Source organism: Cycloclasticus sp. (genome assembly GCA_040743155.1).
GTDB lineage: Bacteria > Pseudomonadota > Gammaproteobacteria > Methylococcales > Cycloclasticaceae > Cycloclasticus.
The window spans coordinates 24,644-46,893 of sequence record JBFLJU010000001.1; the positions used below are offsets into that span (position 1 = coordinate 24,644).

The window sequence follows — 22,250 nt, forward strand, 5'->3', positions numbered from 1 at the left end:
CACAGTACGCTTAATTTGATAGCATGTCATTAATCTGAATTGGATCTATATTTAATGAACGAACTAGAAGCAAGAGAAGCTGAGCTGATCAGTAAGACACAAATTAAGCGAGAGGCCGATGACCTCGTGTCATTGGGCAAAACGATTGCAGATCTGTCGCAAGATCAGTTTGAGGCTATGCCATTGAGTGACAACTTAAGACAAGCGATTATTTTGGTGAGAAAACTAACCAAAGGCGGCGCGATTAAACGACAGTTTAAATATATTGGGAAATTACTGCGTAGTACCGACGTTGAAGAAATGAAACAGGCCATTGAGCGCCAGCTAGATAAAGACCGAGCGGCTGCTTCCCGTTTACATAAAATGGAGCAATGGCGCGATAAGCTGGTTGAACAAGGTGATGTTGCGCTGAGTGAATTTTTAGAGAGTTTCCCGCAAGCGGATAGGCAACATATTAGGCAGCTTCAACGCAAAGCGAAGCACGAGCTTGAAAAGCAGAAACCGCCTGCCGCGGCACGTAAAATATTCCAATATATAAAGGATATATCAATATCGGATTAACAAGCTATTCAGTTAACGCTGTGTATAGTCAGTCAGTACTCATAAATAAAGGGATGATTATGTTGAACAAAAGAGTAAGGATAAGTGCGCTAGCGATGTTTCTTTTATTATCGGCAGGAGCAGTGCAGGCGGCTAAGCCGGAAGCAAACGTGGCTGGTAAGGCTGAGCATAGTGAGTCTTTTTGGGATCGATGGTTTGGTCGTGCTGAGAAAGTTCAACGCACAGACGCTGACGATAGAGTTGAAGCTAAAAAAGTTAAAGAAAAGAAAAGTGAGCATCAGCAAAAGTCAGAACGTAACTTCAGTAACTCTGAGCGGTCACACATAGAAGATTATTACCGTGCGGATGTTGCTAAGCGGAGCAATAAAAAAGATAAAAAGAAGCAGAAAAATAAAAGTAAAAACATGCCGTATGGTTTGCAAAAGAAGCTAGAACGAGGTGGTCAGTTACCGCCAGGCTGGCAAACTAAGGTGGCCCGAGGTGAAGTGTTAGATGCCGATATTTTAAGACACTCTGAACGTATCCCTTATGAGTTAGAAAGGCGATTACCGGCATTGCGCGATGGCGAGGAAATTCGTCGTGTGGGTGATAAAGTGGTTCGTGTTCTAGAAGGTAATGGAACCGTTATTGATGTCATCGATCTAGCAGATATTATTCTTCGTTAAATGGTTTGTTGGGTGTGTGGCCGTTATTAAAGCGGCCATACGGTTAAAATAAGCGGTACAGAAATAACCGTGATGATAAGTTCCAGTGGCAAGCCCATTCGCCAATAATCTCCAAACTGATAACCGCCCGGGCCCATTACTAAGGTATTTGACTGGTGCCCGATAGGCGTTAGAAATGCACAAGATGCACCGATGGCAACCGCCATTAAAAAAGGGTCTATGTTCACGCCTAACTGATTTGCTATGCCCACTGAAATAGGTGCCATCACTAAAGCGGTTGCCGCGTTATTAATAATGTCGGATAGAAACATGGTGATGACTAGAATGAGCGTTAACACCATATAAATGGGCAGTCCATCGGTTATGTTTACGATACTGCTAGCGACTAATTCGGTCGCGCCGGTGCTTTCTAAGGCCCGACCCACAGGAATCATGCCGCCGAGCAGAATGATAATGGGCCAATCGACATCACGATAGACGTCTTTCCCCGGTAAGAACCCCATTACGGAGTACAGCAGTATGGCTAAAATAAATGAGCCTGCCATCGGCAGAATGTTCATCGCGCCTATAATAATTGCGCCAATAAAAATAGCTAGCGCCATCAGTACGCGACGCTGTTGGCCGATTTGAATATCCCGTTTGGCGAGCGGTAATAAGTTTAATTCGACGAGCATATCGCTGACAAAAGCCTTTTCGCACTGTAAAAGCAGGATATCACCCACTTTGAAGCTGTGATTGCGTAGGCGCTTACGCAGCATTCTTCCTTCGTGAGCAAGGCCGATAACAGCCACCGAGTTAGCGGTTCGGCGGCGTAAATAAGATACGTCTCGATTAACTAAGGGCGAGGTAGCGGTAATGACACACTCCGTGAGAGTAAGGTCACCATCGGTTAAATCATCAAAGGTTTTCCCACTAGCGGTTTGGAATTCAAGATTGCTATCGGCGAATTTGCTTTGCAAGGCGAGAAGGTCGCCTCGTAGAATCAAAATATCATTTTCTTTTAAAGCATAATTTGGGTTTGTATTGAGAGCAAAACGATGGCCTCGCGTAACGCCAACAATACCAATATCATTACTTTTAAGGTGTTCTATTTCGTTAACCGCAAGGTCTATTAACGGGCTGTCGGCCATTACCTTCACTTCAGTTAAATAATCGCTGACCTCAAACAATTGTTCAGGCGGGTTTTCTTCAAAGCGTTGTTTGGGTATCAACCGCCAGCCAATAAGGGTGATAAAGAGAACACCAATGAAGGCGATGATAGAGCCGATGGGTGAAAAATCGAACATGCTGAAAGCCGTGCCTGTGATTTCGGCGCGATAATTGGCAATGATAATGTTTGGCGGTGTGCCAATCATGGTGCTCATGCCGCCTAGGATGCTGCCAAAAGCCAAGGGCATTAATACCATGGCGGGAGAGCGGTCATGTTCTTTTGCGGTGGCAATGGCTACAGGTAGTAATAGGGCAAGTGCGCCCACATTATTCATAAAGGCTGAAAAGAACGTCACGATAGCCGTGAGTAGCGCAATGTGAATAATGGCATTACTCGTGTGCGGCAATAAATAGGCGGCAACCACGTCGACGACGCCGGCATTTTTTAAGGCTTGGCTGATAATGAGTACAGCGGCAACGGTAATAACGGCGGGGTGACCAAATCCAGCGAATGCTTCATCAGGCGTGACCAGATCAAATAAGAGCACGGCGGTCATGGCGGCTAGGGCAACAATGTCGTATCGCCATTTTCCCCACGCAAATAACACTAGGGTGGCGAATAAAATGGAAAATATTAAAACTTGTTCAGTGCTCATGCTCTTTTAATAAAGTGTCTTTTGCGTGGTTTATTTGTGTTGCAAGGTCTTCTGAACCGCCTTTGTCAGGGTGTAATTTTTGCATCAAGCGCTTGTGTGCCTGAATAATGTCTTTTTTTGAGGCACCTTCCTGTAGCCCAAGAATGCTGAGGGCTTTTTGCTGGCTCATGACTTTAGAGGGAGGCTGGTTTATGTTTTGCTTATCTGTGCGCGCTGATTTTATCGATTTCGCAATGCCCATAACCCGTAAAACATTCGGCAAGTGCCTTGCAATCAGAGGGACCGCCGAGCCAATAAAGGCGAAGATGATATTGAGTTTGCCCGTAATGGCGAGAAAAATGAGCCCAAGCCCCAATAAAAGCCAAAGTGACTTACGAATATTAGCGGCAACGGTTTCGGCTGGTGTCGTTAAAAACCAGCGAACGAGGTATAGAACACCTAGAACAATTGCAATCAGTAAAAATAGTCGAATCATTGGGCGTGGTTTCTGCTGCGCTTATGCATTTTATAGGTGGTGAAATTCTGTACTTTTGTTTGCCCACTGATAACGTATTCAGCAAGCCAAATGAACTCTTTTGGGTCTGCAATCATGCCGACTTGTCGGTATGTTAATTCGCCATTTAGGTCGAGAAAGGCAATGGTTGGTGTGAGTCTAACACGGTGTGCTTTTGCGTAGTCGATATGGCTAAGGCGTTGGTTTTTTTCATCGGTTAAGTGTTGCGCCGATTCAATGTCGATGTCTAGCAGCCGAAAGTGCGATTTATAATACTGTTGTACGCTTGTTTGATTAAAGACTGTGTCTTTCATTCTGAGGCAAAATGGGCAGTGCGCGGTTCTAAAAAACAACAGCACACCGAACTTTTTCTGTTCCTTAGCGAGCGCAAGTTCTGTCGCTAAACTGCCTGAAAAATTGTGAAAGAAATCAGCTCGTGAGTTGTTGCTGTTTGCTGTCTCAGAAAGCGCTGTTGTAGCGGGTGAGCAAATGAATAAAAGGCTGCTGAGAACGAGGCGAAAAGCTGTCGAGTTTATTTTTAACATTTGTCGATTAATTCACAACATTTTTTATAATTTTGTCTAAGCTTACTGTGTGCTTAGGGAAAACAAAAATAAAATATTAAAACAAATCCAAGATTTGCAGGGAAATGCAAAGCGATTTTGTTTTCTGATTGAAAATATACATGAGTTTTCCTCTCAAGAATGGTTGAATGACATCAGCTTGATTTTGCCGCAGATTCATGCGGTGATGGGTGTTATTGACAGTGCAAATGATCGGGGTGAATGCTTGTTCGCCTTATCAGATATTGACGAGCGTTTTGATTTGTTTTGCCACCTTAAAAACAGCTTGGGTGAAAAGGATGCCTATGAGTTAGGTGAAGAGCTGGCTGAAAACGAGCTGTATGGTAGCCTCTCGGGTGACTTAGCTGATCTTTACTTTGAAATCAAACGGGGCCTTGACCTCATTAATTTAGGCCAAGAAAACTTGCCAGCAGCGTTGAGTCTTTGGCGAGATGGCTTTTTTTTACACTGGGGCAAACATCTAATTGATGCAGAAAAGCACTTGTATGACCTGCGTGTACACCACCAGATTTAGATTTGTTTAGTTAGCCACTTTATTTTTGCCGATTGTTCAATGGAGCATAACCATTTATAGGCTAATTCTAAGCTGCCTGCTGCGGCATACACACCGTGCGATTGAACGATGGCGATAGGTTGCTGTTTTAAAGACTCGCAGATGCGTTTTGGCATCACCTCAAGATAGCGTTTAGCCTCACATTCAATGACTTGCAGGTCGCCAAAATAGAGTTTGCCTTCAAAGTCGACAGGGGAAAACTGTTGGCTGTGTAGAGTTAAGGCAATGGTGTAGGGGTTGTGGGCGTGTAAAACAGCTTGATAACGTTCATTTGTTTGATAGATAGACTGGTGAATACTGGCGTCCAATGAGGCGTTTTCAGGCGGCGGTTTGTTGAGATGGCAATGAATAAGCTCGTCGACTTTTATAGTGTCAGCGCATGCGCCTGTTTTTGTTATGGCGAAGGCGTCGCTTAACCGAACAGAACCGTTGCCACTGTGCGAATCGTTTAAGCCATGTTGCCGTAAGAGTCGATAGTAAAAGCAGAGCTGTTCTTGTTGCGGCATTAAGGCACCTATTTGAGACGTTGTTTTATCCAAATAATAACCCCAGTGAAGGCTAAAAACAAAAGAACAATGCCGATTAAGTCAAAAAATAAAGTACCGTACGAGCCAAAAAATCGCCCACTGTGGATATCTAGAAGAAGGGTTTCTAGCGAGATGATGTTGGATCTGTAGCGTTGGGCAATATGAGCTGTTTCACTCTCTGACATGCGTTCAGCTGTTGACCAGTTGATGGCGTGATCCATGGACACTTTTTGCAAACTGAGGTCATTATCTAGTTGATAAAGCTGATTGTTGGCTAGCAGGGTGACTCGATGACTTTTATCCACGCCAAGGCTAGAAATGTTATTTGGAACACCATCAATATGGCCCAAGGTCTCGACGAGCTGATGGTTAGAATCTATTAAAAGAAGAGCATTGCTTAACGCGATGATCAGGAAGTTGTCAAATTCAGCAACGCCAATTAATGGCTCTTCAGCTGTTATGGCGTTGCCAGCATTGATGAATAAGAAGTTGTCGGCCTGTGTGATGACTCGTTGCCCACTGCTGAATTGCAATATGAAGCTTGGCGCTTGAATGTTATAGCTGTCTAACAGGATGTTGCTACTGATATGCTGTTTTTTCAGTGCGAGGTCATCAGTATGGTTTAACGCAATACCGCTAACGGTAATAAAGATAATAAACAGCGCAGTAAATAGCCCTGCGTAGCGGTGCCAAACATATAACGATTTTAGTTTTTTGCGTTGCTGCCTTCTGTTGCCCATGACCTAGAGTTGTTGTTCGAGATACAGTGCTATTCTAGCAATTTTTTTGAGTGCTCGAACGGAAAGGGTCGCGCCAGAAATGCCGTCAATAGATTTGTCTAGTCGCCGCTCTTGGTTTAGTCCAACATGGTCAAATTGACGGGTAAAGAAATTGTGTTTAACTTCCCAGCCTCTAGATTCTCGAAACGTTAACACCTTGAGTTGTTGAATTTTGCCATCGTCAATAACGACACCGACAGTGATGGGTTTTTCCTTGCCCACTTCACTGAGTATCCAAGCTGTTTTTGACTCATGCTGCCAATATTTAACGCGAATGAAAGAAGGTGAGTGTTGCAAGATATTGCTGATAACTTGTTTTTTCTGCGTGGTCAGCCAAATATTCGTTGCACTGGGTACATCACCGCTGAATGTTTGATCAAGAAAGGCTAAAGGGGTTTGATAAACCCCTTTAGCCATAACAGGTTGCAAGAAAAGTAAGGAGATAAAAAGTACAAGTGTTCTCATGTTTACTGATCTTACCTTATATTCTTAGAACTGGTAGCCAAGTCCGATGTTTAGACCGTTTTGATCTTCGCCGTCGTCATTGTTTTGGTACTGGTAATCGGCTTTGATAACCACGTTTTCGTGTGGCCAGTAGTTAACACCGATGTCCCACTGTTCTTTTTCAGATTCGCTTGCGCTGCTACCGGCTTGATTGTCCCACTGGTTAAAGCGAGCAAACACACCGAATTTTTCTGATATTTTGTAAGAAGGTTCAATGTAAAAGCCTTCTTGCTCATCAGCACCGGCTGCTTTAACCTCGGATCCATCGATATCCCAAGCAGCGTATAGCGCTTTAACACCAAAGGGGCCTGACTTCCAGATAGCATGTGTTTCAATCAATGTACCGCTATCAAGACCGGCAACTAAACCTTGGCCCATGTCTTGTTGGTATTGCGCGCTAACAGCAAGTTCCAGTCCTGGAATGCCAGTGTACTTAAGGCGTGCGGTTGCAGCTGGGTCATTGGCTTTAGCTTTGCTCACCTTTTGACGACCGCTACGAACTTTCCAAGCATTTTTACCTGTTCCAGGTACAGCGAGGCCAGAGTGTACATAAGCGTCGTAGCTAAAGCCACCGCCTAATTGGCCGTTTAAGCCGGCACCCGCTGCCCACCATGTAGCTGGGATAATGTTTTTCTCAACAGGATTACGTTCTGTGCCATAAAAAGTAGGTGGCTCGTGTGTTTCGTTGATGATGCCAACAGGTAGCAAGAATAAACCTGCGCGGGCTGTGTGGTTGTCGTTTAGGTCAAAGTCGATATACGCCTGTTCTAACTCAACTTCACCGCTTTTACCTTCACCAGCAATGCTGTGCTCAACTTCAAGTTCTGAGAAGAAACGAATGTCGTCACTGAACTCATGACCGAAGAATAAAACAAAACGGTGGAAATCAATCTCATCTTTATCGCTGGCGCCGCCTTTGCCAGATAGGTTGTTGTAATGCAATTCGCCGTAACCACCGATGGTTGTTTTGTCAGCGAAGTTGGCTAGTTTTTGGATGCCACTTGCACTATCGGCAATAGACTCGGTAGCGATAACAGCAGCTTCTACTTTGTCGTTTGTTTGTGCAACAGCGTCTCGAAGTTGGGCATTTTCTTTGCTTAATTGCTTGTTTTGTATTTCAAGCGCATCGAGCCTTTTAGCTAGGTCTTCTAATGTGAGGGCCGATGCAAGGGGGCTGATGCCGATACTGAGGGCAACGGCGAGCCCAGTATTTTTAGCGAGAGTTGCGAAGTTCATTGGTGGTTTCCTATCTTGTTATTAAGAGCGTGCATAGTAATGCGAATCATTCTCATTAGCAATATCAAGGTTGTATTTTAATGCGAATAATCACATTCTTTCTTAAAAAGAAATGTTTTTGAAGTTCTGAGTGCCTTCTTAAGCTGAGAAACTAAAGGAGAGCTTCTGACGTAAATGAACCTATTTGTATATGCAATATGCTGGATCGGCCTAATGTTAATAAAGCTTTAAAGAAAACGTTAGCGGCTGAATTTTGCTAAATGGTTCGTATGAGGACACATTGTTAATGTGCCGTAGCTAACTCAAAGTTAGAGCAAAAACTAAGGGTGGTGGTGTTTGGTGTGGCCTTGTGGATTGCGCCGTGGGGCACAAATAAAAAACCCAAATTCCCCACAAGTTGTTTTGCTGCGTCTTCAGCATGGCGCACGAGCAAAAGGGTAAATGGTGTGAGTAGTACTACGGTCTAAAAAGTGGCGCGTCTTCGATGGCTATTGTTAACGCCGTTGAACTATTTAAAGGCCTGTTATTCGCTTAGTAATAGACTTAAGTTAAGTAAAGAAACAACAAAGCGGGTAATGCCATCTTAAAACAAGTTTACCGACCTGCGTGTCATGTTGTACTTAAACATTGAAGAATAATTCTAAGCAATAAAAATGCAACCAAACCTCCTCGAAAGCCTATTAATAGACTCGGTAAGCGTTGATTATTCTGATGCGGAATCCAATGATAAAACTATTTAGTCTTTACTAAACTAGTTCACGGTCTTTTCTCTGTTTGCTGCCTGCGTACTTTGTGCAGAATAACCAATGTTGCGATAAATGGTATGCCATTCAAGTGCTAAAGAGCGATTCAGAAATTGTAATTCGGGGTTCTTGCTGTGTCGGTCACTTATCATGCATAGGTGCTTATAGGCTGCCAAAGCATATTTTTTACTTTGGGTCGCAGCAAACTTAGTCATTAGGTATAAAGTGATGGCTTTAAGTTCTTCCATTGACGGCACCTCTGCTTTTAGCTTATCTGGGGTAACGTTGTTTTTGAGTTGCTTACCTGCGGTATAGGACGAGTTGTTTTCTTGATTTGTTTGAGCTCCATTTGGGGTATTCTTAGTTGCTTTATGTTGCATGGTTTCCTTTTTCTTGATGTTAATGATAATCATTCTCATTAAAGCAATATGCTAACTGGCTGTCAACCGATTCATAAAAAAGCGGGTATAAATAGCGACAAGAGAAAAAGGTTGCGAGTATATATAGTGAAAAGAAGGGCGTTTATAAAAAATGTAGCGCAGTAACGCTAGGTATTGGTGGTGCTAACGGATAAGCGTTATCAGGAATGCTATATTCAATTCCTGGGCGAAAGTGATGTGCGGTAGGGAGGCAAACGCTGTGTCTAGAGTTAAGTAGCCGGTAAGGGCTGATTCTTTTTTTTCTCATCTTGCTTATTCCCTTGTTTTAAAGCGATTGCGCCTAATATCATCATGCGAATTTTTATCAGTACGATTCGCTTGCAATTCCACCTTTAAACCGCTTATGAGTCGTAATATCTCGTATAATGAAGATCAGATCTATTTTTTTCAGGAGTCAGTCATGGGTGCAGCAGGTTCATTTAATTCGGTTCTAACAGCAGCAGATATCAACATCAGCGAAGCGGCAGGAGAAAAGCTTAAAGAGCTATTTGTCGACGTGGGCGATGAAATGGACGCTATTCGAATTTTTGTCTCAGGTGGCGGTTGCGGCGGTATGTCATATGGCATGACGTTTAGTGATGAAAAAACACCTTTCGATAGTGTGCTCGATTCAGGTGATTACAAGGTTTATGTTGATACCGTTGCGCTAAATTACATGCGCGGTGTTGAAATTGATTTTGTAGACAAGGGCATGGGCGAGGCTAGTTTTGTCTTTAATAACGTGTTTGCGGCAACGGGTGGTTCAGGTGGTTGTGGCTCTTGCGGTTCTTCAGGTGGCGGTTGCGGCTAGTCGCTAGATAGCTTATATGCGAAGCGTTTTACTGATAGCGCCGCATAATAGTTATAGAATTCACGCTTATATAGAAGCGGCGAAACACTTAAATATCAAGTTGGTTATTGCGTCTCAGAGCCAATACTCCTTAGTGAGTTCGGTGGCTGATGGCCTTCAAGTAAACTTTCACGATGATGCTTTTAGCCTTAGCATTGTGTTGCAGGCTGATAAGACGCATCATTTTCAAGCGGTTGTTTCGACGGATGATGCTGGCGTTAGGCTGGCATCGGTGGTCGCGCAAGCACTCGGCTTATCATCAAATGCACCAGATTCAGCAGAATTAACACGTAGAAAAGATTTGGCGAGACAGCGACTTAAGGAGTGCGGTGTTATTACGCCTGCTTTTCGAACGGTTGACCTGACAGAGCCTGTCGCCTCGCAGTTAAATGAATTGCAATATCCGGTGGTAGTGAAGCCACTTGCGATGTCGGGTAGCAAAGGCGTTATACGGGCGAACAATTTCCAAGAATGTATAGCAGCGCTAGATCGGGTTAAATTAATATTGATGCATTTAACCGATTCGTTTGAGCGTGAGAACGTATTAATTGAAGCGTATATTTCGGGCAAAGAAATGGCATTTGAAGGCTTGCTACATAAGGGGAAGTTAAAACGGTTAACGATTTTTGATAAGCCCGACCCGATGGAAGGTCCGTTTTTCGAAGAGACGTATTACTTGGCACCAACGAGCTTATCGGCAGATGAGCAGTTATTAATTCATTCTCGAGTAGAACAAGCCTGCGACGCCTATGGCTTGCGGGAAGGGCCGATACACGCAGAGCTTAGGCTGCAGAATAAAGAAGCATATATTATAGAAATGGCATCACGCACCATCGGTGGAGATTGTGCAGATATGCTGAAATTTGGCTTAAATATAGGTCTGGAAGAATTAGTTCTTCTACAAGCATTGGGCAAGCCAGTTGATATTCCGGCGTTAAAAAATAGCGTAGGTGTGCTGATGATTCCTATTCCGTCGCAAGGGATTTTGCGTCGAGTTGAAGGTATTAGCCGTGCAAAACAACTGCCTCATATCACTGATATTGGTATTAGTGTGCGCGAAGGTTACGAGTTAGTGCCTTTGCCTGAGGGGGCGAGCTATTTGGGCTTTATTTTTGCCAAAGCGCCAACGGCCGAGTTGGCCGAGTTGGCGCTTAGAAAGGCGCACGCATGCTTAAAAATAGTGATAATGCCGACGTTTAAAGTGATTAGCAGTTAAGCCGTTTATTTGCCCTTAGAAGGGGCTGCTGATTGTGAGCCCTCATGAAAGCCTGCAGGCAGTTGTCCCATTTCACCTTCGCCAAAGAAAAAGCCTTTCATATGGCTTTCAATCAATTGAATGCTTTCTACATCGGCGGTGCTTAAGCCGTTTTCATTAATGATAGTGGCTAAGCGTTCAAGCCACTGACTCCAGCCTTCTTTAGATACATTTGCTAAAATTCTTTCACCTAGTTCGCCTGGGTGAGGTGCGCTATCTAGCGCCTCGGCTTCTGTTTTAAGGACGACGCATTGAACGGTGTTAGTCATGATCTACTCTGAATTGATTCTAAACAATAATTATACAAGGTTTGCCGTTGTGTAAGTCATAAGGCTTGAACAAATGATGGCGACTATTAACTTTTGAGTTAAAAGGGTTTAACGGTTGCCAAAATAATAATGGCAACCAAGAATAAAACAGGAACCTCGTTCATCCAGCGAAAATACACGTGGCTGTGCGTATTCCTGTCGTGCTTAAAGTCTAATAACCATTTGCCGCAGTAAACGTGATAAATGCACAGTACGGCAATCAGTGTTAATTTGGCATGCAACCAACCCGCTTGTCCAAAAGCCGCCCAGGCATAATCGGTTAGCATCAAAACGCCGAAGACCAAGGTGAGGATCAGCCCGGGCGTCATGATGCCGAAATACAATTTGCGCTCCATTATTTTGAAACGCTGGTGACTGGTCTCATCATCGCTCATCGCGTGATAGACAAATAGGCGAGGTAAATAGAACAGACCGGCAAACCACGTCACCATGAAGATCATGTGTAAGGCTTTGTACCACATTAACTGTTAGCCAATAGTTTATCGAGTTGTTGGCGCATATCTTGTTCATCGAATACGCCCAGCTTTTGCATAGAGATGCTTGAATCTGGGGCGATTAGGAACGTTGTCGGTGTCAATCGAACATTACCGAATGCTTTAGCCGCATCGCCCATCGGGTCGAGGGCTACTTTATAGGGCAGATTTTTTTCTTTGCTCATGGCTATAACGTGGTCGGGGCGGTCATATTTCATCGCAATGGCAATAATGTTCACACCTTTAGCGACATAGTCAGCGTGTATGGCTTTTAAATGGGGTATTTCTTTGATACAGCCGGGGCAGTCAGTTGCCCAGAAAGTGATTAGGCTAGGCTTGCCTTTTAATGAAGATAAGGCGATTTTTTCGCCGTTAATGGTGTTAACTGAAATGTTTGGTAACGTGTTAATAGCGCCGCCATTGAAATAGAGTAACCCAGCGAAGCCAATTAGCATTATCGCGAGAATGATGTTGGTGGATTTATTTTTGCTCATGGTTTTCTACTTTTAGATAATGTTGAGTTAAGCCCTCATATAAAGATAGAGGGCAAATAAGTTTGGAGGTTCCATTGGCGATAAAAGCAGTCGCCATCATTGGTAGCAACAAGTCATGAGAGTTAGTCATTTCCATAATGATAACAAACGAGGTTAGCGGTGCTTGCAGCATGCCCGCGAAATAGCCAGTCATGCCGAGTAGGATCACGACGGACAGAGGGGCTATGGGTATCCACTCAGCGAGATTGGCACCAATGCCAGCGCCAACAGAAAGCGAGGGTACAAAAATGCCGGCAGGAATTCCAATGAAGAAGGTTGCGATACTGGCTAGCATACGCATAAGAGGATATTCAGCCGACATGGTTTGCGCATTGTGTAGGTAGTTTTTGGTTTCTTGGTAACCCGTACCCGCAGTGGCGCCATCGCTGAAGTAATTCAAAATGGCAATAATAATGCCGCAAATAAACGCTATTTTAAGGGGTGACAAGTAAGTGATTTTTTTAAAAAAATCACCGCCTTTTAAAAGAATGAGGCTGAACAGACCACCCATCAGGCCAGTTGCGACCCCACAGATAGGAATAATAAACCAAGCTTTTCCCCAAGGGAAAGCAGTGGATCGATTGTCGAAAAACACATATTGCCCATGAATAATAAGGGCGGTTGCCCCAGCAAAGATAACCGCTGTTAAAATAAGGCCACTAGTCTTTTCTTCCAATGAGCGGCCCATTTCTTCAATGGCAAAGACAATCCCTGCTAACGGAGCACTAAAAATGGCTGCAAACCCCGCTGAACTGCCCGCTAGAATTAATCCACGCTCTAGGTAGTGCGGCCCAAAATTAGCAAAGCGCCCAAAATAAGTCATTAAAGCGGCGCCTATGTGGATGGCTGGACCGCCTAAACCGACGGATGCGCCAGCAAAGATGCCGCCAATGCTGAGTAATAACTTACCAATAATAATGCGAAAACTTAAAAATGGCTTTTCACTGCCGACTTCGGATGGTTGCAGAGCCGCTTTAACTTGCGGCACACCACTGCGCTCTGCGCCGGGGAAAAAAGTAAAGGTAATCCAAGCAAGTAAAGTGAGGCAGATTGGGGTAAATAAGAAGCTGTACAGTAAATATTTCTGATAGAGCTGTCTAAAGAGCTCACTCACGTATTCACTACCAAGCGTTAATGCGATGGATGATAGACCAACAAAAATAGCGCCTAACCAGAAAACAAGATGTGTTTTTGAAGTAGATATCAGCTGTAAAAGCGAGTGTTTGTCGGGGTTTGGCATTCCATTAAGTATATCAGACGGTGCTAGTGTAAAATGTGCGCGATATGAGGATTAGTTTAAAGAGGAAGAAACGTGATTAAGGTAGGTATTGTAGGTGGCACTGGTTATACCGGCGTTGAATTGCTTAGGTTGCTCGCTATGCATCCAGATGTAGATGTGCGAGTCGTTACGTCACGTGCTGAAAAGGGCTTACGGGTTGATTCGGTGTACCCAAATTTACGTGGTTTCAATGAGTTGTGTTTTGTAGAGCCACTGGTTGAGAACCTGACAGACTGCGACCTTGTGTTTTTTGCTACGCCAAATGCGACGGCCATGCATATGGCAAAAGAGTTGTTGGCTGCTGGCGTTAAACTGATCGATTTGTCTGCTGATTTCAGGCTGAAAGATGTTGCTGTTTGGGAGCAGTGGTATGGTGCCAAGCACGTTTGCCCAGACTTGCTTGAACAAGCGGTATATGGCTTGCCTGAAACAAATCGTGCGGCGATAAAAACAGCGACATTAGTGGCGAACCCAGGCTGTTACCCAACGGCAACACAATTGGGGTTCCTACCGTTAATTAAGGCTAATGCGATTGATGTGTCAATGCTGATTTCGGATGCAAAATCAGGCGTTAGCGGGGCCGGTCGTTCTGCCAGTGTTGTTGGTTTGATGAGCGAAAGCGGCGAAAGTTTTAAAGCGTATGGTGTGCCGGGGCATCGGCATTTGCCTGAAATCTCACAGGAGTTACAGACGCTATCATCTGCGCCTGTTTCATTAACCTTTACACCGCACCTAGTGCCGATGATTCGTGGTATTCATGCGACATTATACGCGCCGCTAAAAGAAACAAATATTGATCTGCAAGCGTTGTTTGAAGAGTGCTACGCAGACGAGCCGTTTGTTGATGTGTTACCGGCAGGGGCGCACCCAGATACGGGCGATGTGCGCGGTACGAATCGCTGCCAAATTGCTGTACATCAGCCACAAGGTGGGCATATCGTGACCGTGTTGTCAGTGATTGATAACTTGGTGAAAGGCGCGTCGGGTCAAGCCATCCATAATATGAATATTATGTTTGGTCTGGATGAGCGCGCGGGGTTAAATCAGGTTGGCTTGTATCCATAGTCCAGTAATAAGAAGTTCGTACCGATGATCCGCCACCAGTGCCCACATCCCTATCACCAGGCGAAGCGCAGGAAAGCCATTGAACGAAATTCGCTTGTTTTTATCCTAGTAGCGTTGCTGTTATCTTTTGCGTTGGGGCGGTTTTTTGTTAAAAGTGTCGATGATTACCGGTATGAGAATACATTGCTGCAAACCTCGCTGGCTGAGCTAACAAGACAGAATAAGGAGCTGGTTAAACAGCAAGACTTTGTTGAAAGCTCAAAAATGATTGATGCGCAGGCGCAAAAGGATTCGAGACGCTCATTAACAAAACTGCATGATGAGCTGAGTGAAGTAAAAGAGCAGTTGGCATTTTATCAACGAGTGGTTGCTCCTGAAACGCTGCTGAAGGGTTTGTATATTAATAGCTTTGAGGTTAAACCACTGGATGTGGGGCTTGGTTACGAATATCAGTTAATTTTAGCGCAAGGAGCTGGCCAGAAAAGAGCGATCAAGGGGCAATATACGATATCGGTTGTGGGTGAGCTGCAAGGGGCTGAGAAAGTGCTGTCAATCAAAGATATGTCGTTGGGGGAGCCGCAAGCAACAGGCTTTTCTTTTAAGTATTACGAAATACTAGCGGGTGAGCTTAAATTCCCAAATGGGTTTGTGCCATTGAAAATCAAGGTGGCACTAAACTCCGCCAAGAAAGGCTCTAAAGAGATTAAACAACATTGGCTGTGGTCTGAGGCGATCGCTAGGGACTAGCTTAAGATACAGGATATAGCGTGTATCTAAGTTAGACTGTACTATACTGTTGAACTATGTAATAAAACAAAGGGTTAAGAGATATGTTTTCTTCGGATACAAAAAAATTAAAAGAAATAAACACAACCAATGTATCAACCATCATTGGAGAGGGCACTGTTATTCAAGGCGATATTGTTTATGCTGGCGGCTTGCATATAGATGGTCGAGTGGTTGGAAATGTATCAGCGGAGCATGCTTCCGAAACAACGCTTACATTGAGTAAGTTGGGTTCTATTCATGGCAATGTGAATGTGCCGACAGTGGTTATTGATGGAGAGGTTCAAGGTGATGTGGCTGCATCTGAAAGGGTGCAATTAATTGCCAATTCGCGTATTACGGGTAATGTCCAGTATAATCTAATAGAAATGGAAGTGGGTGCCGAAGTGAACGGTCAGTTAGTAAGACAGCAAAGCGAAGGCTCAAACATGGTTACTACGACCGAGAATGTGCCTGCATAAAGCGAACTTTCTTGCTTGAAAGTGTACTAACCCCAGATAGTAATAAATTTAATAAAGAGATTGAATATGACAACATTTGCGGCAGAAGCCGATATTAACTTTACAGATAGCGCGGCCAAAAAAGTGGCTGAGTTGATAAAAGAAGAGGGTAACCCTGAGCTTAAACTTCGCGTATATATTACAGGTGGCGGTTGCTCTGGTTTTCAATATGGGTTTACTTTCGACGAAACAATGGCCGAAGATGATTTTGGTATAGAGAAAGACGGTGTCGTGGTGGTTATTGATCCGATGAGTTACCAATATCTAGAGAAAGCAGAAGTGGATTTTAAAGAAGATTTACAGGGCTCTCAGTTTGTCATTCGTAACCCTAATGCAACAACAACGTGTGGTTGTGGTTCATCCTTTGCCGCTTAAGGTTTATAAAAGCACAATTTCAAAAAAATACGCCGTATGAGTTTAGGCTGAGTAAATAGCGCCTAAAATAACGGCTTTTTTCGCCCCTGTTACGGATGGGGTGTTACTGGTTTTCCCCTCCATAGTTTGTTTGGCAAGCCATGCAAAAGCCATTGCTTCCACCCAGTCAGGGTCGACGCCGTGGCTGGCCGTCGTTTCTACTGGTAAGTCGAGCAAGCTGCGTAGTCTTTGCATTAAAAACGCATTGTGAACACCGCCGCCGCAAATAAGTGCTTCATTAACAGAGCTGAATTCTTCTAAGCTTAAAACAATACACCTAGCGGTCAGCTCGCATAAGGTGCTTAGGGTGTCGTTTGTATTGCTTGGCTGCTTATCAAGGTGCCTCTTTAGCCAAGCGAGATTGAAATACTCAGGGCCAGTACTTTTTGGGTAAGCTAATGAAAAATATGGGTCGGCCATCATGCTGTCGAGCAAGGGTGTGCAGATAGAGCCAGTTTTAGACAAGGTGCCTGATTTGTCGTATGGCATATCAAAGTGCTGCTGGCACCATTGATCCATTAACGTGTTTCCTGGTCCACAATCAAAACCAATAGTAGGCTCGCGCAAGTCTTGATCTAGGTAGGTTATGTTTGAGATGCCGCCAATATTAATAATAGCGAGGCTATTTTTAGCTGATTGAAAGATAGCGTGATGGAAAGCTGGAACTAAGGGCGCTCCTTGTCCACCTGCTGCAATGTCGCGCCTTCTAAAGTCGCTAACGACGGTAATCCCTGTTTTTTCAGTAATGCAGTTGGCATCGCCAATTTGTAAAGTAAAAGGAGGGTTGCTGTTCGGGCTGTGTTGAATGGTTTGGCCGTGCGAGCCGATGGCGATGATGTCCTTGCTGCTAATGTTTGCTTCGAGTAATGCTTGCCGAATACATTGGGCGTAGAAACTCCCAAGTCGAGAGTCGAGTGTGCCAAATTCATTAAATGAAATTGTCGTTTGTTGGCAGGCTTCCTTTAAGGCCAAATACAGCGCATTAGGGTATGTCTTGAAATGGCTTGAAACAAGACTTGGCGTTTCATCATTAAAGTCAACAATGGCAACATCGACACCGTCTAAACTGGTGCCAGACATTAAACCGATATAAAGCTGACTCACGTGCTGCTAGTTAAGCGCTAGCTGAGTTTGTTTTGCTATTTCCAATTGTGCTAGAAGCGGGGCTGTTCGTTGCTTAAATTTAGCCAGTAAATTCTTATCAATTGGCTTAGCGGCGGGAAATTTAGCCGTTAGTGGGTTTCGATGAACGCCATTTATTCTAAGCTCATAATGTAAATGCGGCCCCGTTGCTAAGCCAGACATGCCAACGTAACCAAGGGTTTGGCCCTGTTTAATGCGTGAGCCCTTTTTATAGCGGCCATATTTGGACATATGTGCATACAATGAGCTGTATTTTTGCCCATGCTGAACAATCACAACGCGCCCATAGCCCCCCTTAACGCCGCGGAATATTACTTTACCGTCCCCAGTAGATTTAATTGGCGTGCCTGTGGACGCGGCATAATCAACGCCTTTGTGTGCCCGAATCCTATTTAGAACAGGGTGTTTTCTGCGTAAGTTGAAATGAGAGCTGACTCTTGCAAAGTCGATTGGGTTACGTAGAAAGGTTTTTCGCATGCTCTTGCCGTCAGGTGAGAAGTACTCGGCGTCACCATTTTTGTCGGCAAAGCGGATAGCTTGATACTTGTCGCCACGATTTATAAATTCAGCAGCTAAGATATGACCATTTTCGATACGTTTGCCATCAATGAACTTAGATTCATATAACAAGGTGAAAGAGTCGCCTTGTCTTAAGCCTTGGGAAAAATCAATGTCCCAACCAAAGATATTGGCAAGCTCCATGATGGTTTTGTCGGAAATCCCTGCTTGTTTAGCGTCATAAAAGAGCGAGTTTTGTATTTCAGCGGATGCAGTAGCGTGTGATATTTCAACAGGTTTTTCACTAATCAAGGCGGTAAAGCCATTGCCTGATGTTTTAATTTTAAGCGTTTTAATTCGATCTATATCGTATTCAAGTGAAATGCATTCAGCGTTTGAGTTTTGTGCGAATCGAAGAGTTTGCCCAGGCTTAATGTTCTTTAAGGCGTTTGCTTTGCCGCCGAGTTTAATAATGTTATGCAGAGTTGTGGGTGAGTACTCTAGGCGCTTGAATATTTTAGCCAAGTTGTCGCCGGATTTAACGGTGTACTGTTTCCAAGCCGTTTCCTCGGAGTTTGTCGTGATGATAGCCTTTTTTTTGTTCGTCGAAGTGAGCGTGAGTCTTTTGCTAACTGTATCAAGAACCGGAGGTGAGAAATCATCGGGAGAGTTGTTAGGTAAATCAATAGAAATAACGTGGCTCGAAGCTGTTAAGTCTACATTGTTATCAGAGTCAGTAAGAGATGTTGCGCTCTTGAAATAAAATACGGCGGCAAATAATAGAGACGTGCCTAGAAGGACGATAGGCAGTTTTGTTTTCTTGTGGTTAAGGTGAGCACGGTTGGCCCTAATCTTAAAATCACGATTAATTAAGCTGGGTTTAATCATAAATATCTTAATTAGTGGTTGTTTAATATAAAACAAAAAAGCTATATAAAGCCATATCTTAGCCATTGTATAGTAAGTAAAGTGAAAAGTATAAAACTGAAGAATGCTGTAGGGTTAAACGATAAAGCCATCACATAAATAGTTGATTTATATTTAATATGCAGTATCTTTCGCGACCTACACTATATAGAAGGGGAATTTGGTGAGTGAAGCTGTAAAAATACAATTAGAGCGCTTGAAGCGTGGCGCTGATGAAATATTGGTCGAGGCGGATTTTGAAAAGAAGATTGCATCAGGGACAAAACTAAGAATAAAAGCGGGCTTCGACCCGACCGCCCCAGACCTTCACTTGGGTCATACGGTTCTGATCAATAAGTTAAAACAGTTTCAAGACGAGGGGCATCATATTTTGTTCTTGATTGGCGATTTCACTGGGATGATTGGTGACCCCACAGGTAAATCGGCAACGCGGCCACCGCTTACAAAAGAAGATGTGATTGAGAATGCAAAGTCTTATACGCAACAGGTGTTTAAAATATTAGACGCTGAAAAAACTGAAGTGGTTTTCAACTCAACGTGGATGTCAAAGTTTGATGCATCAGACCTTATCCAGTTGGCGGCAAAGCACACCGTTGCGCGGATGTTGGAAAGAGACGACTTTAATAAGCGATATACCGGCGGCAAACCGATTGCGATACATGAGTTTTTGTATCCGTTGATACAAGGTTATGACTCTGTAGCGCTTGAGTCTGACGTAGAGTTGGGCGGGACAGATCAGAAATTCAACTTGTTAGTAGGCCGTCAATTACAAGAGGTATACGGTCAGTCGCCCCAAGTGGTGATGACAATGCCAATACTAGAAGGGCTTGATGGCGTTCAGAAAATGTCAAAATCGTTAGGTAACTATATAGGCATCAATGAAGAGCCATCGGAAATGTTTGGCAAATTAATGTCGATATCTGACGTATTAATGTGGCGCTACTACGAATTACTCAGCTTTAGGGAAATGAGTGAAATAGACAGTTGGAAAGCGTCTTGTGAAGCGGGCGAAGAGAACCCTAAAAATATAAAAGTTAAATTGGCCATGGAAATCGTTGAGCGTTTCCATGATGCGCGAGCCGCTGCAAAGGCACGTGAAGCCTTTGAGTCAAGATTTAAGCACGGGCAAATACCAGAGCAAATTGAAAACGTCGTAATAACAAACGGCGAAAGCTTACTAATAGCTAATGCACTAAAAGAAGCAGGCCTAACCGTCAGTACCTCAGAATCATATAGGATGATGAAGCAAGGTGCGGTTAAGGTTGATAGCCTTAAAGTGGATGATAAGAAAGCAGTGTTGGAGTTGGGGAAAGAGTACCTCGTGCAAGTTGGCAAAAGAAAGTATTCAAGGATAACAATAGCTTAGGAAATAAATGGATGAAAGGTTGAAATAACGTTTGACGGTAAAGATATTGTCCCTATAATACGCATCTCTTCTGGCCAAGCAGCGAATTATTGCTACAAGGCGAGAGGGTGAGTCGGTAACAAATCGATGTTTATTTAAGCTGATAAAGTTAAATAAAAGTTTGCTTTTAGCAAGAATCTGATTATAATAGCTGGCTCGGTTCAGACGAAGTTTGAACCAGCTCTTTAAAAATTTATCAAGTAATTTGTGTGGACACTTGTGTTGATTGTTTAAGTTATATTAAAAAATAATCAATATAGGTTGGACGCACTTAAGTTTTAAATTTAAGTAATAAACGTTTAATTCTATATTGAGCAAGATCTAGACCTCCTTTTAAGAGGTCGAAAAATATAAACTGAAGAGTTTGATCATGGCTCAGATTGAACGCTGGCGGCATGCCTAACACATGCAAGTCGAACGGAAACGATGCTAGCTTGCTAGCAGGCGTCGAGTGGCGGACGGGTGAGTAATGCATAGGAATCTACCTAGTAGCGGGGGACAACCTGGTGAAAACCAGGCTAATACCGCATAATCCCTACGGGGCAAAGCAGGGGACCTTCGGGCCTTGCACTATTAGATGAGCCTATGTCGGATTAGCTAGTTGGTGAGGTAATGGCTCACCAAGGCGACGATCCGTAGCTGGTTTGAGAGGATGATCAGCCACACTGGGACTGAGACACGGCCCAGACTCCTACGGGAGGCAGCAGTGGGGAATATTGCACAATGGACGAAAGTCTGATGCAGCAATGCCGCGTGTGTGAAGAAGGCCTTAGGGTTGTAAAGCACTTTCAGTAGGGAGGAAAAGTAAGTAGTTAATAACTGCTTACCCTGACGTTACCTACAGAAGAAGCACCGGCTAACTCCGTGCCAGCAGCCGCGGTAATACGGAGGGTGCAAGCGTTAATCGGAATTACTGGGCGTAAAGCGCGCGTAGGCGGTTAGATAAGTCAGATGTGAAAGCCCCGGGCTCAACCTGGGAACTGCATTTGAAACTGTTTAACTAGAGTGTGGTAGAGGAGAGTGGAATTTCAGGTGTAGCGGTGAAATGCGTAGATATCTGAAGGAACACCAGTGGCGAAGGCGGCTCTCTGGACCAACACTGACGCTGAGGTGCGAAAGCGTGGGTAGCAAACGGGATTAGATACCCCGGTAGTCCACGCCGTAAACGATGTCAACTAACTGTTGGGCGGGTTTCCGCTTAGTGGTGCAGCTAACGCAATAAGTTGACCGCCTGGGGAGTACGGCCGCAAGGCTAAAACTCAAATGAATTGACGGGGGCCCGCACAAGCGGTGGAGCATGTGGTTTAATTCGATGCAACGCGAAGAACCTTACCTACCCTTGACATACAGAGAACTTTCCAGAGATGGATTGGTGCCTTCGGGAACTCTGATACAGGTGCTGCATGGCTGTCGTCAGCTCGTGTCGTGAGATGTTGGGTTAAGTCCCGTAACGAGCGCAACCCTTATCCTTAGTTGCTACCATTTAGTTGGGCACTCTAAGGAGACTGCCGGTGATAAACCGGAGGAAGGTGGGGACGACGTCAAGTCATCATGGCCCTTATGGGTAGGGCTACACACGTGCTACAATGGCCGGTACAGAGGGCTGCGAACTCGCGAGAGTAAGCCAATCCCTTAAAGCCGGTCCTAGTCCGGATTGCAGTCTGCAACTCGACTGCATGAAGCTGGAATCGCTAGTAATCGCGGATCAGAATGCCGCGGTGAATTCGTTCCCGGGCCTTGTACACACCGCCCGTCACACCATGGGAGTGGGTTGCAAAAGAAGTGGGTAGGCTAACCTTCGGGAGGCCGCTCACCACTTTGTGATTCATGACTGGGGTGAAGTCGTAACAAGGTAGCCCTAGGGGAACCTGGGGCTGGATCACCTCCTTTCTATGACATAAACATTGCATAAGTGTTCACACAA

Annotated in this window: 24 protein-coding genes and 1 rRNA gene; 11 read left to right on the top strand and 14 right to left on the bottom strand. The window is 44.3% G+C overall.

What is annotated here, in order from left to right; all coding sequences use genetic code 11:
* The first annotated feature begins 54 nt into the window (after positions 1-54).
* Together yjgA and AB1Y31_00115 are read left to right on the top strand one after the other, a co-directional pair.
* Positions 55-561, top strand: a complete 507-nt coding sequence (gene yjgA, locus AB1Y31_00110) for a ribosome biogenesis factor YjgA (protein MEW4981576.1) — start codon at positions 55-57, stop codon at positions 559-561.
* Positions 562-620: 59 nt separating this feature from the next.
* Positions 621-1,226 (top strand): hypothetical protein, encoded by a 606-nt coding sequence (locus tag AB1Y31_00115; GenBank protein MEW4981577.1) that lies wholly within the window; start codon positions 621-623, stop codon positions 1,224-1,226.
* Between the two features lie 26 nt (positions 1,227-1,252).
* Here the strand turns inward: AB1Y31_00115 and AB1Y31_00120 are convergent, their stop codons facing one another.
* The 3 genes from AB1Y31_00120 to AB1Y31_00130 are packed head-to-tail and all read right to left on the bottom strand — an operon-like array spanning position 1,253 to position 4,069.
* Positions 1,253-3,031 carry an SLC13 family permease gene (locus AB1Y31_00120; protein ID MEW4981578.1) on the bottom strand — a complete coding sequence of 593 codons (1,779 nt, stop codon included), beginning with the start codon at positions 3,029-3,031 and terminating at the stop codon, positions 1,253-1,255.
* Positions 3,021-3,506, bottom strand: a complete 486-nt coding sequence (locus AB1Y31_00125) for a DnaJ domain-containing protein (GenBank protein MEW4981579.1) — start codon at positions 3,504-3,506, stop codon at positions 3,021-3,023. Before AB1Y31_00125 ends, AB1Y31_00120 begins: the two co-directional genes overlap by 11 nt.
* Complete coding sequence (locus AB1Y31_00130; protein ID MEW4981580.1) at positions 3,503-4,069, bottom strand: thioredoxin fold domain-containing protein; 567 nt, start codon at positions 4,067-4,069, stop codon at positions 3,503-3,505. The genes AB1Y31_00125 and AB1Y31_00130 overlap by 4 nt, the downstream gene beginning before the upstream one ends.
* 49 nt (positions 4,070-4,118) lie before the next feature.
* On the opposite strand from AB1Y31_00130, the gene AB1Y31_00135 reads away from it, so the two are divergent.
* Complete coding sequence (locus AB1Y31_00135; protein MEW4981581.1) at positions 4,119-4,622, top strand: DUF5063 domain-containing protein; 504 nt, start codon at positions 4,119-4,121, stop codon at positions 4,620-4,622.
* Here AB1Y31_00135 and AB1Y31_00140 read toward each other — a convergent pair.
* The 5 genes from AB1Y31_00140 to AB1Y31_00160 form a co-directional block, all read right to left on the bottom strand.
* A complete protein-coding gene (locus AB1Y31_00140) occupies positions 4,619-5,167 on the bottom strand; it encodes a class II aldolase/adducin family protein (protein ID MEW4981582.1) in 549 nt (182 codons plus the stop codon). The two genes, AB1Y31_00135 and AB1Y31_00140, sit on opposite strands and share 4 nt — an antisense overlap.
* A gap of 8 nt (positions 5,168-5,175) precedes the next feature.
* The gene (locus AB1Y31_00145) at positions 5,176-5,928 is read right to left on the bottom strand and encodes a PepSY domain-containing protein (GenBank protein MEW4981583.1); all 753 of its coding nucleotides are present in this window, start codon (positions 5,926-5,928) and stop codon (positions 5,176-5,178) included.
* 3 nt (positions 5,929-5,931) lie between these two features.
* Positions 5,932-6,384, bottom strand: a complete 453-nt coding sequence (locus tag AB1Y31_00150; GenBank protein MEW4981584.1) for an FMN-binding protein — start codon at positions 6,382-6,384, stop codon at positions 5,932-5,934.
* A gap of 72 nt (positions 6,385-6,456) precedes the next feature.
* Positions 6,457-7,707, bottom strand: coding sequence for a porin (locus AB1Y31_00155; GenBank protein MEW4981585.1), 1,251 nt, complete (start codon positions 7,705-7,707; stop codon positions 6,457-6,459).
* Positions 7,708-8,458: 751 nt separating this feature from the next.
* Complete coding sequence (locus tag AB1Y31_00160; protein MEW4981586.1) at positions 8,459-8,869, bottom strand: hypothetical protein; 411 nt, start codon at positions 8,867-8,869, stop codon at positions 8,459-8,461.
* 421 nt (positions 8,870-9,290) lie between these two features.
* Here AB1Y31_00160 and AB1Y31_00165 point away from each other — a divergent pair, with 421 nt between their 5' ends.
* A complete protein-coding gene (locus tag AB1Y31_00165) occupies positions 9,291-9,680 on the top strand; it encodes an iron-sulfur cluster assembly accessory protein (protein ID MEW4981587.1) in 390 nt (129 codons plus the stop codon).
* Between the two features lie 16 nt (positions 9,681-9,696).
* Complete coding sequence (locus AB1Y31_00170; protein ID MEW4981588.1) at positions 9,697-10,935, top strand: ATP-grasp domain-containing protein; 1,239 nt, start codon at positions 9,697-9,699, stop codon at positions 10,933-10,935.
* 5 nt (positions 10,936-10,940) lie between these two features.
* Here AB1Y31_00170 and AB1Y31_00175 read toward each other — a convergent pair whose 3' ends face one another.
* The 4 genes from AB1Y31_00175 to AB1Y31_00190 all read right to left on the bottom strand — a co-directional run bounded on the left by AB1Y31_00175 (position 10,941) and on the right by AB1Y31_00190 (position 13,549).
* Positions 10,941-11,243 (bottom strand): oxidative damage protection protein, encoded by a 303-nt coding sequence (locus tag AB1Y31_00175; protein ID MEW4981589.1) that lies wholly within the window; start codon positions 11,241-11,243, stop codon positions 10,941-10,943.
* Between the two features lie 98 nt (positions 11,244-11,341).
* Positions 11,342-11,764 carry a protoporphyrinogen oxidase HemJ gene (gene hemJ / locus AB1Y31_00180; protein MEW4981590.1) on the bottom strand — a complete coding sequence of 141 codons (423 nt, stop codon included), beginning with the start codon at positions 11,762-11,764 and terminating at the stop codon, positions 11,342-11,344.
* A complete protein-coding gene (locus AB1Y31_00185) occupies positions 11,764-12,270 on the bottom strand; it encodes a TlpA disulfide reductase family protein (GenBank protein ID MEW4981591.1) in 507 nt (168 codons plus the stop codon). Before AB1Y31_00185 ends, hemJ begins: the two co-directional genes overlap by 1 nt.
* Positions 12,257-13,549, bottom strand: coding sequence for a chloride channel protein (locus AB1Y31_00190; GenBank protein MEW4981592.1), 1,293 nt, complete (start codon positions 13,547-13,549; stop codon positions 12,257-12,259). Before AB1Y31_00190 ends, AB1Y31_00185 begins: the two co-directional genes overlap by 14 nt.
* Positions 13,550-13,621: 72 nt before the next feature.
* Between AB1Y31_00190 and argC the strand changes: the two genes are divergently transcribed.
* The 4 genes from argC to erpA all read left to right on the top strand — a co-directional run bounded on the left by argC (position 13,622) and on the right by erpA (position 16,314).
* On the top strand, positions 13,622-14,653 hold the full coding sequence (gene argC, locus AB1Y31_00195) for an N-acetyl-gamma-glutamyl-phosphate reductase (protein MEW4981593.1): 1,032 nt from the start codon (positions 13,622-13,624) through the stop codon (positions 14,651-14,653).
* A gap of 24 nt (positions 14,654-14,677) precedes the next feature.
* On the top strand, positions 14,678-15,400 hold the full coding sequence (locus AB1Y31_00200) for a DUF6776 family protein (protein ID MEW4981594.1): 723 nt from the start codon (positions 14,678-14,680) through the stop codon (positions 15,398-15,400).
* An 83-nt stretch (positions 15,401-15,483) separates the two neighbouring features.
* Positions 15,484-15,900, top strand: a complete 417-nt coding sequence (locus tag AB1Y31_00205; GenBank protein ID MEW4981595.1) for a polymer-forming cytoskeletal protein — start codon at positions 15,484-15,486, stop codon at positions 15,898-15,900.
* 60 nt (positions 15,901-15,960) lie between these two features.
* Positions 15,961-16,314: an iron-sulfur cluster insertion protein ErpA gene (gene erpA / locus AB1Y31_00210; GenBank protein ID MEW4981596.1), complete on the top strand. Its 354-nt coding sequence runs from the start codon at positions 15,961-15,963 to the stop codon at positions 16,312-16,314.
* Between the two features lie 42 nt (positions 16,315-16,356).
* Here erpA and AB1Y31_00215 read toward each other — a convergent pair whose 3' ends face one another.
* Positions 16,357-17,457: an anhydro-N-acetylmuramic acid kinase gene (locus AB1Y31_00215; GenBank protein ID MEW4981597.1), complete on the bottom strand. Its 1,101-nt coding sequence runs from the start codon at positions 17,455-17,457 to the stop codon at positions 16,357-16,359.
* Between the two features lie 6 nt (positions 17,458-17,463).
* Positions 17,464-18,882: a peptidoglycan DD-metalloendopeptidase family protein gene (locus AB1Y31_00220; protein ID MEW4981598.1), complete on the bottom strand. Its 1,419-nt coding sequence runs from the start codon at positions 18,880-18,882 to the stop codon at positions 17,464-17,466.
* 202 nt (positions 18,883-19,084) lie between these two features.
* Between AB1Y31_00220 and tyrS the strand changes: the two genes are divergently transcribed.
* The gene (gene tyrS, locus AB1Y31_00225; GenBank protein MEW4981599.1) at positions 19,085-20,287 is read left to right on the top strand and encodes a tyrosine--tRNA ligase; all 1,203 of its coding nucleotides are present in this window, start codon (positions 19,085-19,087) and stop codon (positions 20,285-20,287) included.
* Between the two features lie 391 nt (positions 20,288-20,678).
* A 16S ribosomal RNA gene (locus tag AB1Y31_00230) occupies positions 20,679-22,216 on the top strand.
* Positions 22,217-22,250 lie beyond the last annotated feature (34 nt).